9 protein-coding genes and 1 pseudogene are annotated in these 15,054 nt (G+C 70.8%); 6 read left to right on the forward strand and 4 right to left on the reverse strand.

Annotated elements, in window-relative coordinates:
- Nucleotides 1-58: 58 nt before the first annotated feature.
- The gene (locus OG259_RS24380) at nt 59-1,597 is read left to right on the forward strand and encodes an MFS transporter (protein ID WP_328944201.1); all 1,539 of its coding nucleotides are present in this window, start codon (nt 59-61) and stop codon (nt 1,595-1,597) included.
- Nucleotides 1,598-1,989: 392 nt separating this feature from the next.
- Here OG259_RS24380 and OG259_RS24385 read toward each other — a convergent pair whose 3' ends face one another.
- Nucleotides 1,990-3,249 (reverse strand): hypothetical protein, encoded by a 1,260-nt coding sequence (locus OG259_RS24385; protein WP_328944202.1) that lies wholly within the window; start codon nt 3,247-3,249, stop codon nt 1,990-1,992.
- Nucleotides 3,250-3,528: 279 nt separating this feature from the next.
- Here OG259_RS24385 and OG259_RS24390 point away from each other — a divergent pair, with 279 nt between their 5' ends.
- Entirely contained in the window at nt 3,529-4,620 is a 1,092-nt protein-coding gene (locus OG259_RS24390) for a glycosyltransferase (RefSeq protein WP_443052004.1), read from the forward strand.
- Between the two features lie 45 nt (nt 4,621-4,665).
- Here the strand turns inward: OG259_RS24390 and OG259_RS24395 are convergent, their stop codons facing one another.
- From OG259_RS24395 to OG259_RS24405, 3 genes are all read right to left on the reverse strand, one after another.
- Nucleotides 4,666-5,517 carry a DUF6227 family protein gene (locus OG259_RS24395; RefSeq protein ID WP_328944203.1) on the reverse strand — a complete coding sequence of 284 codons (852 nt, stop codon included), beginning with the start codon at nt 5,515-5,517 and terminating at the stop codon, nt 4,666-4,668.
- A gap of 83 nt (nt 5,518-5,600) precedes the next feature.
- Nucleotides 5,601-6,689, reverse strand: coding sequence for a P1 family peptidase (locus OG259_RS24400; RefSeq protein ID WP_328944204.1), 1,089 nt, complete (start codon nt 6,687-6,689; stop codon nt 5,601-5,603).
- A gap of 88 nt (nt 6,690-6,777) precedes the next feature.
- Nucleotides 6,778-7,977, reverse strand: a complete 1,200-nt coding sequence (locus OG259_RS24405) for a low temperature requirement protein A (protein ID WP_328944205.1) — start codon at nt 7,975-7,977, stop codon at nt 6,778-6,780.
- A 359-nt stretch (nt 7,978-8,336) separates the two neighbouring features.
- Here OG259_RS24405 and OG259_RS24410 point away from each other — a divergent pair, with 359 nt between their 5' ends.
- The 4 genes and pseudogenes from OG259_RS24410 to OG259_RS24430 all read left to right on the forward strand — a co-directional run bounded on the left by OG259_RS24410 (nt 8,337) and on the right by OG259_RS24430 (nt 15,053).
- Nucleotides 8,337-9,758, forward strand: coding sequence for an MFS transporter (locus OG259_RS24410; RefSeq protein WP_328944206.1), 1,422 nt, complete (start codon nt 8,337-8,339; stop codon nt 9,756-9,758).
- Nucleotides 9,759-9,923: 165 nt separating this feature from the next.
- Nucleotides 9,924-11,387, forward strand: a pseudogene (locus OG259_RS24415) (pyruvate formate lyase family protein); the annotation flags it as partial.
- A gap of 205 nt (nt 11,388-11,592) precedes the next feature.
- On the forward strand, nt 11,593-12,744 hold the full coding sequence (locus tag OG259_RS24425) for an MFS transporter (protein ID WP_443052005.1): 1,152 nt from the start codon (nt 11,593-11,595) through the stop codon (nt 12,742-12,744).
- On the forward strand, nt 12,741-15,053 hold the full coding sequence (locus OG259_RS24430) for a molybdopterin oxidoreductase family protein (protein WP_328944207.1): 2,313 nt from the start codon (nt 12,741-12,743) through the stop codon (nt 15,051-15,053). The genes OG259_RS24425 and OG259_RS24430 overlap by 4 nt, the downstream gene beginning before the upstream one ends.
- The last annotated feature ends 1 nt before the right edge of the window (nt 15,054 follow it).

Genomic DNA, 15,054 nt, shown 5'->3' on the forward strand with positions numbered 1-15,054 from the left:
TCCAGGATGAGGGTCATCTAGGCCTTTATTTGACCTAGATGGCCTCTATCTTCTTCGTATGAGTGCACACGACGCCGGCGCCACCACGGACGCGGCTCCCACGGATACGAGCGACAAGCGGCGCTGGATAGCCCTGGCCATCGTCATGACGGCCGCCTTCATGGACCTGGTCGACGCCACGATCGTCAACATCGCGATCCCCAGCATCAAGCGGGACCTCGGCGCCTCCTTCGGGGCCATCCAGTGGATCACCGCCGGGTACGCGCTCGCGTTCGCCGCCGGCCTGATCACCGGTGGACGCCTCGGTGACATCTTCGGCCGCAAGCGGCTCTTCCTTCTCGGCACGGCGGGCTTCACCCTCGCCTCCGCCCTCTGCGGCTTCGCGGCCAACCAGGAGATGCTGGTCGGCTCCCGCCTCCTCCAGGGCGCGGCGGCGGCGATGATGGTGCCGCAGGTCCTGTCGATCATCCACGTCACCTTCCCGGCGCACGAGCGCGGCAAGGTCTTCGGTCTGTTCGGCGCGATCATCGGTCTGGGCGCGGTCTCCGGCCCGCTGCTCGGCGCGCTGCTCACGCAGTGGAACATCGCCGGCCTGGAGTGGCGCCCGATCTTCCTGATCAACCTGCCGGTCGGCATCGCGGGCCTGCTTCTGGGCCGCAAGTTCATCACCGAGTCGAAGGCCCCGAAGGCGCTCCGCCTCGACATCGTGGGCGTGCTCCTGGTGACGGCCGCGCTGCTGATGCTGATCTACCCGCTGACGCGCGGGCGTGAGCTCGACTGGCCGCTGTGGGGCCACCTGATGATGGCCGGCAGCCTGGTCGTCTTCGGCGGGCTCATCGCGTACGAGAAGTACAAGACGAAGAAGGACGGCTCGCCGCTCATCGAGCTGTCGCTGTTCAAGGTGAAGAGCTTCGCGGCGGGTATCGCGGTGCAGCTGACCTTCGGTGTCGTGATGGGCATCTTCTTCCTGGTCTGGACGATGTACATGCAGATGGGCCTCGGATGGAGCCCGCTGCGGGCGGGTGTGACCGGTGTGCCGTTCTCGATCGCGGTCTCCACGGCCGCCGGTCTCTCGGTGCAGAAGCTGGTGCCGCGCTTCGGCCGGAAGGTGCTCCAGACGGGTGCGCTGACGATGATCGCGGGCGTGCTGCTCTACCTCTTCGAGGCGGGCCGGTACGGCACGGACATCACGTCCTGGCAGATGATTCCGCCGCTGGTGGTCATGGGTCTCGGCATGGGCCTGATCGTGGCGCCGCTGACGGACGCGGTGCTCTCGGACGTCCCGCGCGAGCACGCCGGTTCGGCCTCGGGCCTGATCAACACGACGGGCCAGATGGGCAACGCGCTGGGCCTCGGCCTGGTGTCGGTGGTCTTCTTCGGCGTGATCGACGGCAAGCCCGCCCCGAAGTCTCAGACGGAGGCGGGCCTGGCGTTCGCCGACGCCTTCCAGAACGCGATGGGCTGGGTGGCGGGCGTGCTCGCCGTGATCTTCCTGGTGATGTTCGCGCTTCCGGCGAAGCCGAAGCAGCACCTGGAGGGTGGCGACGACGGTGCCGACGACAGCATCGTCGGGACGGAAGCGGCGCTCGCGCACTGAGCACGGCTTCGGCGCTCACGCACGGAGTACGTCTTCGACGCTCACGCACGGAGTACGGCTGCGGCAGGGCCCTGGTCCCGGGATTCGTCCCGGGGGCGGGGCCCTTCGGCGTAGCCGGGCAGGGGCGGACGACGTGCCGGGCAGGGGCGGACGACGCCGGCTTGTCACCCGCGCGCATGGCGCCGAGGCCACCGGATCGCACTCGACACCTCCGGCCCGTCGCTCGGCCTCCGCAAGCCGGCCCCGGAGGCGGCGCCGGACAGCGAACAGACCCCGTCCGGGACCGGGGTGGCCGTGGTGGCCTGACCCGGTCCCGGCGCGGGGCCGGTCGCGAGGGGCGGTGCGGCATCGGTGGACGCACCACCCCTCGGTTCTTCACCGATCCGTCAGGGTCACTTCAGGTTCGGGACGGCGCCGGGAGGCAGGGCGCGCGAGAACTTGCTCGCGCGCAGTGCCACCGGTGTCGGTGTCGACTGCTGGAGCCAGCCCTCGTCCCAGATGAAGTCGGTTCCGTTCACGTCACCGTGGGTCTGCCATACCTGTCCGCCCACGGTGAGCACCTTGACGTACGCGTCGTCGCCGTTGGACTCGTAGCCGACAGCGCACACGCCCGCCGGGTAGTTGGGGTTGCCGAGATCCGTGCCGACTGTGGTCGGGTTGGTGAGGTCGGTCCATACGATCGTCCCGCCGAGGGACGGCGCGCGACCCACGAACACCTTGCCGTTGGTGAGCACCGCCTGGGCGTCCTCGGTGCTGTTCGGGGCGTAGATGTCGATGTCCGAGCACGGCCCGGTGGGCCCGGTGGCGCCGGTGGCTCCAGTCGCGCCTGTCGCGCCTGTGGCTCCGGTCGCGCCGGTCTCGCCCGTGGCGCCGGTGGCTCCGGTGGCTCCGGTCTCGCCCGTCGCTCCGGTGGCTCCCGTGGCTCCGGTGGCTCCGGTCTCACCAGTCGCTCCGGTGGCGCCGGTGGCGCCGGTGGCTCCGGTGGCTCCGGTCTCGCCCGTCGCCCCGGTGGCTCCGGTGGCTCCGGTGGCTCCGGTCTCACCCGTCGCTCCCGTGGCTCCGGTGGCTCCGGTCTCACCCGTGGCTCCCGTGGCCCCCGTGGCGCCGGTGGCTCCGGTCTCGCCCGTGGCTCCGGTGGCTCCCGTGGCTCCGGTCGCCCCAGTGGCGCCCGTAGCTCCAGTCGCGCCCGTAGCTCCGGTCGCGCCCGTCGCCCCAGTGGCGCCCGTCGCCCCAGTCGCTCCCGTGTTGCCCTTAGGCCCTGTCGGTCCCGTCGGGCCCGTGTTGCCCTTCGGGCCCTTGGGGCCGGTCGGGCCCTTCTTGCAGTCGCCGGCCTCCGTGTCCGGGGCGGCGACGGCCCGGGGCTCGTCGACCAGACGTCCGACCTCCTGGTCCAGGTATTCCTGGAGCGCGGCGGTCGCCGGCCTGCCCTGCTCGTCGTGCTGCTGCGGGCCGGCCTGCTCCTGCGCGGACCTGGGCTTGCAGTCGCCGACCGGGTCGGAGGCGGTCGTCGGGACGGCGAATGCCGACGCCGTGGGCGCGAGGCCCGTGAGGACGAGTGCGACCGAGGCCAACGCACCGCCGCCTACCCAGACACGCCGACGGGGCAGCGGGCCGAGCTTGGACTTGGACAGAGTCCTGGGATCAGGACGCATGCATGCTCCTTTCCTCCGCCGGCTTCGTACGCCGGCGCCACGATGTGGGGGTGGGACGAAGGCGGAAGCAGTGATGAGCTTCCAATCGGATCATCGGGCCGCAGCTGCGGGGACTTGATGGGTTCGGGGCGTGATGAGCCGCCATGGCGTAGTCCCACCAGTCGAATGGCTGCGTGCGTGACGGCGAACGTGAGGCGGTCTTTCGGCGTGCCGCCGCCGGTTCCCCGGGGGCTCTGCGTACCGTCGCCCCCCGACCGAACCGCCGGAGGTGGTGTTGCCGTGAAGCCGTCCATCTGCCTGTGCATGATCGTCAAGAACGAGGCCGCAGTCATCGAGCGCTGCCTCGCCTCCGTCCGCGGCCTCGTGGACACCTGGGTCATCTCTGACACGGGGTCCACCGACGGGACCCAGGAGCTGATCCGGACCGCCCTCGCCGGCATCCCCGGCGAGCTGCGCGAGGAGCCGTGGGTGAACTTCGGCCACAACCGCAGCCTGAACATCGCGCACGCACGTGGCCGCGCCGACTATCTCCTGCTCCTCGACGCCGACCATGTCCTGCGCCAGGAGGGACCGCTGTCCGCGCTCACCGCCGACGGTTACATGATCCGCCACGAGGGGGCCCTGGAGTACCGCATCAAACGCCTGGTCAGGGGCGATCTGCCGTGGCGCTACGAGGGCGTCACGCACGAGTACCTGACGGCCGAGGGGGACCTCGTCCAGGAGCACCTCGACGCCCTGGTCATCGAGGACTACGCCGACGGAGGCTCACGCCACGACAAGTTCGAGCGTGACGCCCGGCTCCTGGGCGCCGAGCTGGAGCGGGACCCGTCGAATCCGCGCACCGTCTTCTATCTGGCGCAGACGATGCGCGACCTCGGCCGCACCGAGGAGGCGGCCGACCTCTACGAGCGGCGAGCGGCCATGGGCGGCTGGGGCGAGGAGGTCTACTACTCCCTGCTCCAGTCAGGTGTCCTCCGTGCCGATTCCGGCGACTGGCCGGCCGGGATGGACGCGCTGTCGCGGGCCTGGGAGTCACGGCCGGAGCGGCTGGAGGCCTGTTACGAGCTGTCGGGCCGGCTGCGGAAGCTGGGCCGCTACCGGACCGCCCATGCCGTGGTCTCCACCGTCCAGGACCGGGAGCAGCCCGGTGACCTGCTGTTCATGCATCCCTGGGTGTACCGGTGGGGGCTGCTCTTCGAGTACTCGATCACCGCGTACTGGGTCGGTGACCACGCCGCCTCGCTCGCCGCCTGCGACCGGCTGCTCGCGCTGCCGGACCTGCCGGAGACGTACCGCGAACAGACCCGCGCCAACCGGGCGTTCGCCATCGCCCGGCTGGCCGAGGCCGCCGCCGTCCCCGCGCTGGTCTGAGCACCGCCCCGGAGCGGTGCCGACGGGCGCGGGGGGCGACGGGCGTCAGCGGACCCGGGAGCGGGACTCCATCGCCCCGCGGGCCGCGCGCTCGTCCTCGTACACCTCGCACATGTGGCGTCCGTCCGGTGTCGCCGTGTGCTCGACCTCCCAGAGGCTCACCTCGCTGCCGTCGAGCAGCAGGAACTGGTGCTCGTAGAGGGTGAAGCCGGCGTCCCGGCCTCCGTCCACCGGGCAGTGGCGGCCGAAGGCCTGGGTGATGTGGTGGGCGAAGGCCAGCCGGAGCCGGCGGGCCGTCCGTTCGCCGGGCCGGTCCGCGTTCTCCGCGCGCCGCAGGACGCGCCGCGCGTGGTCGGCGGAGTTGTCCGGCACGTACATCCGGGGCTGGGCGGGTATCGGGCGGGCCAGCAGGGCGCTCAGCAGCGCCATGTCGTCGTCGTCATCGTCCTCGTCGAGGGCGCGGCCGTCGGAGCGCTCGACGGTCCAGCCCGGCAGCGGTCCGCTGGGGAGGCGGGAGGCGGCGAGCCTGGCCTCCGACTCCTCGGCGTAGAGCTCGTGCTGCTCGGCGCCGTCCCGGCCGGCGTTGTGCGTGAGCTCCCAGAGGCTGAGCGCGGAGCCGTCGCTCAGCAGATACGTGTGGCGGTAGGTGGTGCGGTGCAGCGACGCGCTGTGGTGCGAGGAGTGCAGCGCGCTGGAGTGCGCGAGCGCCGTGCCGAGGCGCTCGACGGTCGAGTCGGGCAGGTCGAAGGAGTTGAGCGCCCGGCCGAGGAGCCGCTCAACGTGCGTCTCGGTCGTCTCGTAGGGATCGTGAGGATCCTGCGGATCGTTCAAGAGGGTCTCCAGGCCGTCGCCGCATGTCACTTGGTGCTTGCTTAACGTAGTCCCTGGGTCTGACATCGTGTCCGGGGTTCCGGAAAACGAAGGGCGCCCGGGGGAAGTTCCCGCCCTGTCGGAGCCCCGTTCGCCCAACTCCCTTGAGCTTACCGGGAGTACGGCTCCGAACGCGTTCCGTAGAGCTCACTGTACGAGGGGAAGTCCCCGCCCGGACCGCGCAGGCCGCCCGGGGCCGCGAGCACCGCCCGGACGATGGCCCGGGTCACCAGGTCCGCGCCCGCCGCCAGGATCTCGTTCAGGGCGAGCGGGCCGGGCCGCTCCGGCAGTTCGCGTGCCCCGGTGGCCAGCGCGAAGACGGTGTCGCCGTCGTTCATCAGGTGCACCGGACGCAAGGCGCGCGCGATGCCGTCGTGCGCCGTGCCCGCGACCTTCTGCGCCTGTGCGCGGGTCAGCGCGGCGTCGGTCGCGACGACGGCGAGCGTGGTGTTCAGCGGGGGAGGGGCGGCCGCCGCCCGCGCCTCGGCGAGACGCAGCACCGCCGCCTCGTGCACCGCCGCGTCGGGGAAGGCGGGCCGCCCGCCGTCGTAGAGACTCCCGTACAGCGCACCCGTCGCGGGGTCGACGGCGGAGCCGACCGCGTTCACCACGACCAGGGCGCCGACCGTGATCCCCGACTCCAGAACGGCGCTCGCCGTGCCCACCCCGCCCCGGAGGCCGCCGACCACGGCGCCCGTGCCCGCGCCGACCGCGCCCGTCTCCACGCGCGCGTGGTCCCCGCTCGCGTCGGCAGCCTCCACCGCGGCCCGTCCCGTCGCCGGGCCCGGCCGGGCCGTGAAGTCACCGCCCCTGCCCAGGTCGAAGACGCAGGCGGCGGGCACCACGGGCACCACGTGGGAAGGATCGGGACCCACGCGCACGCCCCGGTGCCGCTCCTCCAGCCAGGCCATCACCCCGGCGGCGGACTCCAGGCCGTACGCGCTGCCGCCGGTCAGGACGACCGCGTCGATCCGCTGGACGACGTTGCGCGGGTCGAGCGCGTCGGTCTCCCGCGTACCCGGTCCGCCGCCCCGTACGTCCACGGCGGCGACGACCCCGCCGGCCGGAGCGAGCACCACGGTGGTCCCGCTCAGCGCCCCGTCCCCGTCCACGCGCGCGTGACCTACGCGCAGACCCCTCACATCGGTGATTCCGTCGCGGTCGCGGTCGCGGTCGCGCGTCTGCTCGGCCTGTGTCATGTTCCCTGCCTACCACGCTGCTTGGCTCAGCGCTTCGGGCCGAGGACGCGGAAGAGCACGGCCGGATTCTCGCGCACGGCACGGCGGTTCAGCCGGTCGCGGTACCCGGACCCGTGCCCGGACCCGGCCGCGTCGCCGGGTTCCGCGCCGTCAGGGTCACACCGACGGCGACCGTGGCCGCCGCGACGAGGCCGGCGGCCAGGACCGCCCAGCGGCCCGCGAAGGAGCACAGCAGGATCGCGAGCGACGAGACGGGCAGGACGAGTTGCTGTGCGATGCCGACCTTGAAGTAGCGGGCGTGGAGGAGCCACACGGACAGCAGGAAGACGGCCGACGGGATCGTCACCGCCCCCGAGGCGGCGAGGGTGGAGATGTGGGCCTTGCCCACGGCCTGTTCCACGGCGATCTCCAGGCCGGCGCCGACGGCCGCCGCCGCCGCGAAGATCACGTAGTGGCCGTAGCCCCACCGGAAGGCCTCGCGGCTGGAGGTCAGCCGGTCGTGGGCGGGGACGACGAAGTAGATCCACCAGGCGGCGAAGACGAGCAGCAGACCGCCGGCGGCGATCGGCAGCACCTCGCCGAGGGCGTCGTTCTCCGCGATGCCGGTCTTCACGGCCACGGTCGCGGCGGCGACGGTCTCACCGAGCACGATGATGGTGAACAGGCCGTACCGCTCGGCGATGTGGTGCGGGTGCCAGGTGCTGGGCGCGTTCCTCTCCGCGAACAGCGGTACGGCCATCTCGGCCAGCGCCATGACGAGGAAGACCCACGGGCGGGCCGACTCCGGCACGAGGAGCAGCGCGAGCCAGCCGATCTGCACGGCGACGACCCCGCCCGCGTACCGCCGGCACATGGTCCGCTCGGCCGGGTCGGTGGCGTGGTGCGCGGCCCGCAGCCACTGGGAGGCGAGCGCGAGCCGCATGACGACGTAGCCGATGTAGACGACGAGGAAGTCGTGGTCCTCGAAGGCCCGGGTGACCCCGGCCGCGAGGATGAGGACGCCCGCGATCTGGACGAGGGTGACGACGCGGTACGGGACGTCGTCGTTGTCGTAGGCCGAGGCGAACCAGGTGAAGTTCATCCACGCCCACCAGATCGCGAAGAAGATCATCGCGTAGTTGATGATCCCCTCGCCCGGGTGGCCCTCGGCGACCGCGTGCACCAGCTCCGCGCCCGCCTGGGCGACGGCGACGACGAAGCACAGGTCGAAGAAGAGCTCCAGGGGCGTGGCCGCCCGGTGCGACTCGTCGCGGGAGCGTGCGGTGAGGGGGAGGAACGGTTGTGTCATGGCCCCAGCACAGCAGAGCGGGCGGTGCTCCCGCTCGCATGCCACGCGGAGGCCGGTACCGCCGGGGACGGGGCCGGGGCCGATGCCGGTGCCGGGGACGTCAGGCGGCCCGTGCCCCCTTCGATGCCGGCGGACCGGCGCCTGCCTCGACGACCCCGCGGTGACCCTTCCGGTCCTGCCGGTGCCTACGACCCGTCCCTGAGGGGACCTAGGCCCGCCCGACGGCCCGACCTGGGCCCGCACACCCGACGACCATCGGCACTCACGTCCCCTCTGCCCCGCGGCGCAGCCTGGAAGAGCAAGGAAGTCCTCGAAGGACAGCCCGAGGTCAGCCCGAACAGGGAAGTCAGGGAAGCGCCATGAGTTCCGTAGTCCAGGACAGCAGAAGGACGGGCCGGCCCGCCGCCTCGTACGACACGGAGCAGTACCGCCCCGGCAAGCCGATCACCGACTGGGAGCCGGAGAACGAGCTCTTCTGGAAGTCGATCGGCAAGAAGGTCGCCACCCGCAACCTGTGGATCGCCGTGCCGGCGCTGCTCGTGGCGTTCGTCGTCTGGCAGGTGTGGTCGGTCACCGCGACCAATCTGAAGGACGTCGGCTTCGGCTTCTCGACCTCCCAGCTGTTCTGGCTGACGGCCATCCCCGGTCTGACCGGCGGCACCGCCCGGATCCTCTACACCTTCCTCGGCCCGATGGTCGGCCAGCGCCGCTTCACCGCGCTGTCGACGGTCGTGCTGATCGTGCCGCTGATCTGGCTGGGCATCGCCATCCAGGACCCGACGACCCCGTACGCCGTGATGGTCGCCATCGCCGCCCTCTGCGGCATCGGCGGCGCGAACTTCGCCTCCTCGCTCGCCAACATCGGCTTCTTCTTCCCCAAGGCGAAGAAGGGCTCCGCGACCGGCATCAACGGCGGTCTCGGCAACCTCGGCGTCTCCGTCGTGCAACTGCTGACCCCGATCGTCATCACCTGGTCGACCATCGCCATCGGCTCGGCCCAGCACAAGGCCGACGGCACCCCGGTCTACCTGCAGAACGCCGCGTTCCTCTGGGTCCCGGTCCTGCTGGTCCTCGCGGCCGTCGCCTGGTTCGGCCAGAACGACCTGAAGGTCGCCTCGACCCCGTTCAAGCAGCAGAAGATCATCTTCAAGCGCAAGCACAACTGGCTGATGACCTGGCTGTACGTCGGCACCTTCGGCTCCTTCATCGGCTTCGCCGCAGCCCTGCCGATGCTGATCAAGACCACCTTCCCGGACTACTCGATCGCCACCTACGCCTGGATGGGCCCCGCCGTGGGCGCGCTCGCCCGCTGGGGCGGCGGCTGGATCGCCGACAAGTGGGGCGGCGCCCGGGTCACCCTCCTGTCCTTCGTGGGCATGGCCGTCTCGATCGTCGGCGTGATCGGCTTCCTGCCCTCGGGCGGTGACGGCGGCTCGTTCTACGGCTTCTTCTTCTGCTTCCTCGCCGCGTTCTTCTTCTCCGGAATCGGCAACGGCTCCACCTTCCGTCAGATCCCGGTCATCTTCCGCGGCACCCACCTGAAGGGCCTCACGGAAGGCACCCCGGAATACACCAGGGCGCTGAAGCAGGCGGAGATGGAGTCCGGCGCCGTCACCGGATTCACCTCGGCCATCGCGGCCTACGGCTTCTTCTTCATCCCGGCCCTGTTCGGATCGGTGGCCGTGACCAGCGCGATGTGGGGCTTCGTCGCCTTCTACATCAGCTGCATGGTCGTGACCTGGTGGTTCTACGCCCGCAGGAACGCCGAGGCGCCCAGCTGAGCCATCCGGAAAAAGACCCCGCGAGGCGGGGTCTTTTCGCGTACCCGGAACGGGACCTAAGGCCGCCCCGAGGTGACCAATGCCGACCGGGACGATCGATCGAAAGGAGTGGAATGGAGGCAGGCAACGACGCGATCGAACGAATCGAAGAAGGCGGTGCGGGCAGTGACTGCGACACCTGCTGAAGCAACGGTGAACGAGCGGGCCTGGAAGGGCTTCAAGGGCGGACTCTGGCGCGACGCCATCGACGTCCGCGACTTCATCCAGCAGAACTACACGCCGTACGAGGGTGACGACTCCTTCCTCGCCGGACCCACCGAGCGGACCACCGCCGTGTGGAAGGCCATCACGGACAGGTTCCCCGAGGAGCGCGCCAAGGGCGTCTACGACGTCTCGTACGACGTGCCGTCCACCATCACCGCCCACGCCCCCGGTTACATCGACCGCGACAAGGACCTGATCGTCGGCCTCCAGACCGACGCCCCGCTGAAGCGCGCGATCATGCCGTACGGCGGCTGGCGCATGGTCGCCGGCGCCCTGGAGACCTACGGCTACCCGGTCTCGGCCGAGCTGGAGAAGGTCTTCACCGAGTACCGCAAGACCCACAACGCCGGTGTCTTCGACGCGTACACCCCCGAGATCCGCGCCGCCCGCAAGGCCGGCGTCGTCACCGGACTCCCCGACGCCTACGGCCGCGGCCGCATCATCGGCGACTACCGCCGCGTCGCCCTCTACGGCGTCGACCGCCTCGTCGAGGTGAAGAAGGAGGAGAAGGAGGAGCTCGACTCGCTCCCGGCCGGGGACCGTTCGATCGAGGAGACCATCCGGCTCCGCGAGGAACTCGCCGAACAGATCCGCGCCCTCGGCGAACTCAAGGCGATGGCCGCCTCCTACGGCCACGACATCTCCGGCCCCGCCGTCACCGGCCGCGAGGCCGTCCAGTGGCTGTACTTCGCCTACCTCGCCGCCGTGAAGGAGCAGAACGGCGCCGCGATGTCCCTCGGCCGCACCTCCACCTTCCTCGACGTCTACCTCCAGCGCGACATCGAGGCCGGTCTCCTCACCGAGGAGCGGGCCCAGGAGATCGTCGACGACTTCATCGTCAAGCTCCGCATCGTCCGCTTCCTGCGCACCCCGGAGTACGACCAGGGCTTCTCCGGCGACCCGACCTGGGTCACCGAGTCCCTCGCCGGCATGGGCGAGGACGGCCGTCCGCTGGTCACCCGGACCTCCTTCCGCTACCTCCAGACCCTCTACAACCTCGGCCCGGCCCCCGAGCCGAACATGACCGTCTTCTGGTCGCCCCGACTCCCGCAGGGCTTCAAGGAGTTCTGCGCGAAGGTCTCCATCGACACCTCCTCCGTCCAGTACGAGTCGGACGAGCTGATGCGCCCCCGCTTCGGCGACGACACCGCCATCGCCTGCTGCGTCTCCGCGATGCCCGTCGGCAAGCAGATGCAGTTCTTCGGCGCCCGCGTGAACCTCGCCAAGACCCTCCTGTACGCGATCAACGGCGGCCGGGACGAGAAGTCCGGCGCCCAGGTCGGCCCCGACACGGGCGCCATCACGGCGGACGTCCTCGACCACGACGAGGTCATGGCCAAGTACGTCTCCCGCGTGGACATCCTGCCCTTCCACAAGCTCGGCGAAGCGAAGTGGCAAGCACTCGCCATGCCGTTCACCCTGCACGACACGCCCTCCCCGACGCCCGAGCGGGTCGCCGAGGTCCGGGAGGTCTTCCGCGCCCACGGTCTGAACGCCGTCTGAGCGACGCCCTCCTCCCACAGCCCCGCAAAACCGGGCAAACTGCCCCGTATGGCCTTACCGTGGCCGCGTGACCGAGCCACCTCAGACAGCCGAGCCGACACCTCCGCCGGACGACCCCACCCACGGCACCCATGGCCCGGGAAGCCCAGCCCCGGGAAGCCCGGTGGCCGCCGGACCCCCACCGCAGACCCCGGCCGCCGTGCGCCGCCGCGCCACCCTCGCGGGCACCGTCGTCTCCGTCCTGCTGATCCTCGCGATCGTCTTCGGCAGCCGTCTGCTCCGCGACTTCGACTCGGCCCTGCTGCCCTACGCCGTCGCCACCGTCTTCCTCGCCTTCGGCGTCGCCTACCGCTACACCGTCTGGATCTCCGCCCCCGGCGCCCGCCGCCTCTTCCACAAGGGCTGGGGATCCTTCTTCTCCGTCGCGAACTTCCGCACGGCGCCCACCGCGCTGCCGAAGATGATCGCCACCTACCTCGGCTTCCAGAAGTTCCTCGGAGCCCGCTCGCACGCCCGCTGGGCCGCCCACCAGCTCATCTTCTGGGGCTGTCTGCTGGCCGCGGCGATCACCTTCCCCCTCACCTGGGGCTGGTTCACCTTCACCTCCTCCACCGGCTCGGGCCCCGGCTACGAGATGCGGATCTGGGGCTTCAAGATCATCGGCTTCGACGCCCTCAACGTCGTCGGCTGGCTGATGTTCCACGGCCTCGACATCGCCGCCGTCCTGGTCATCCCCGGCGCGGGCTACTTCCTCTGGCGCCGTATGAGGGACCGCGGCGCCATCACCGGCCAGCGCTTCGCCTACGACCTGGTGCCGCTGCTCGCCCTCATCGTCATCTCCGTGACCGGGCTGCTGCTCACCTTCTCGTCGATCTTCCTGCACGGCGGAGGCTACGAGTTCCTCGCGATCCTCCACATGGTGTCGGTCGTCTTCACCCTCATCTACATCCCCTTCGGGAAGTTCTTCCACATCGTCCAGCGGCCCGCCGCCGTCGGCATGCAGCTCTTCAAGTACACCGCCCGCCGCAAGGACGAGGAGGTGCTCGCCTGCCGCCGCTGCCACGAGCCCATCGACACCGCCCCGTACGTGGAGAACCTCAAGGGCACCATGCGCGACCTCGACCTCGGCTTCGACGAGTGGGCCGAGTACTGCCCCCGCTGCAAGCGCGTCCTGCGCGGCAACGCCTACCTCGACCACGTCAAGAAGGGGTTCAAGTGACCGCGACCGACCCGAACAGGGCGCTGCCGCTCGACCCCTCCCTCGCCCCGCCCGGCACCCGCAACTTCCGCGACGCCGGCGGCATCCCCGCCGACCGCTGGCACGCCGACCAGAACGGCGAGACCCTCGTCCCCACCCACTGCTGCTTCTGCGGCGTCCAGTGCGGCATGTACCTCCGCGTCGACCGCGGCGGCAAGGTCTTCGGCGTCGAACCCCGCAACCACGACATCAACCGGATGCGGCTCTGCCCCAAGGGCATCAACGCCTACCAGCAGGTCAACCACCCCGACCGGCTCACCGCGCCCCTCATGCGCCGCAACCGCGACGAGGAGTTCCGCGAGGTCGGCTGGGACGAGGCCCTCGACCACACCGTCGCCGAGATCCGCCGTATCCAGGGCGAGTACGGCAACGACGCGTTCGGTCTCCTCGGCGGCGCCAGCCTCTACTCGGAGAAGACCTATCTCGTCGGCAAGTTCGCCCGGGTCGCCCTGAAGTCCCGGCACGTCGACTACAACGGACGCCTCTGCATGGTCTCCGCCGCCGGGGCCAACAAACTCGCCTTCGGCATCGACCGGGCCGGCAACCCCTTCTCCGACATCCTCCTCACCGACTGCCTCCTCATCGCGGGCTCCAACGTCGGCGAATGCTTCCCCGTCATGACCCAGTACCTGTGGGGAGCCCGCGACCGGGGCGCCACCCTCATCGTCGTCGACCCGCGCGAGACCGCGATCGCCCGCACCGCCGACCTCCACGTCGCCCTCAAGCCGGGCACCGACTCCGCCTTCTTCAACGCCGTCCTCCACGTCGTCGTCGCCGAGGGCCTCACCGACGAGGCCTACCTCGCCGCCCACACCACCGGCTGGGAGGAGGTCAAGAAGACCGTCGCCGCGTACCCGCCGGCCCGGTCGGCCCAGATCTGCGGCGTCCCCGAGGAGCAGATCGTCCAGGTCGCCCGCATGTTCGCGGGCGCGGACCGGGCCATGGCCTGGCACGCCCGCGGCGTCGAGCACCACTCCCAGGGCGTCGAGAACTGCCTCAGCATCATCAACCTGTGCGTCGCCGCCGGACACATCGGCAGGCCCGGCGCCGGCTACGGCACCATCACCGGCCAGGGCAACGGCCAGGGCGGCCGTGAGCACGGCCAGAAGTCCGACCTCCTCCCCGGCGGCCGCTCCATCACCAACCCCGAGCACCGTCGGCAGATCTGCGAGATCTGGGGCATCGACGAGGCCGAACTCCCGCCCGCCGGCACCTCCATGATGGAGATGGTCTGGCAGATGCAGCGCAAGGAGATCCGCGGCCTCGTCGGCATCTGCAACAACCCCTTCGTCTCGCTGCCCAACTACGCGACCGTCAAGGACGGCTACGACACCCTCGAATTCCACGCCCAGTTCGACTTCTTCCTCTCCGAGACCGCGGCCAACGCGCACGTGGTCTTCCCCGTCACCGTGTGGGCCGAGGACGAGGGCGTCATGGCCAACGCCGAGGCCCGGGTCGTCAAGCACAACAAGGCCCAGGAACCCCCGGCCGGCGTCCGCACCGACACCTGGGTCATCTGCGAACTCGCCCGGAGGCTCGGCGCCGGCGACAAGTTCGCGTTCCCCGACTCCCGCTCGGTCTTCGAGGAACTCCGCATCGCCTCCGCCGGAACCGTCAACGACTACTACGGCATCACCTACGAACGCCTGGAGGAGACCGGCGGCATCGCCTGGCCGTGCCCCAGCACCGAGCACCCCGGCACCCCCCGCCTCTTCGAGGACGGCCGCACGTACCACCCCGACGGCAAGATCCACCTGCAGGTCGTCGAATGGCACCCGCCCATGGACCCGTACAGCGAGGAGTTCCCCCTCTCGCTGACCACCGGCCGCACCGTGGCCCACTTCCTCTCCGGCAACCAGACCCGCCGCCTGGGCGCCCTCGTCGAACAGACGCCGCGCCCCTGGGTCGAGGTCCACCCCTCCCACGGCTTCCGCAACGGCGACCCCGTCCGGGTCGTCACCCGCCGCGGCAGCGAGGTCTTCCCCGCCCTCGTCACCGAGGCCATCCGCCCCGACACCGTCTTCATCCCGTACCACTGGCCCGTCCCCACGGCGGCCAACGCCCTGACCATCGACGCCCTCGACCCGCGCTCCAAGATCCCGGAGTACAAGGTCTGCGCCGCCCGCATCGAGGCCGCCCCGCAGGTCGACGAGGTCCCCGCGCCACCCACCGCACCCGGCCACCAGGCCTACCCGGAGACCCAGGTCTCCCGCACCGACCCGCTGCCCCCCACCTCCCCCCAGGGCCGCGGCACCGCGGAGAGGAGCTGAC

The organism is Streptomyces sp. NBC_00250 (genome assembly GCF_036192275.1).
GTDB lineage: Bacteria > Actinomycetota > Actinomycetes > Streptomycetales > Streptomycetaceae > Streptomyces.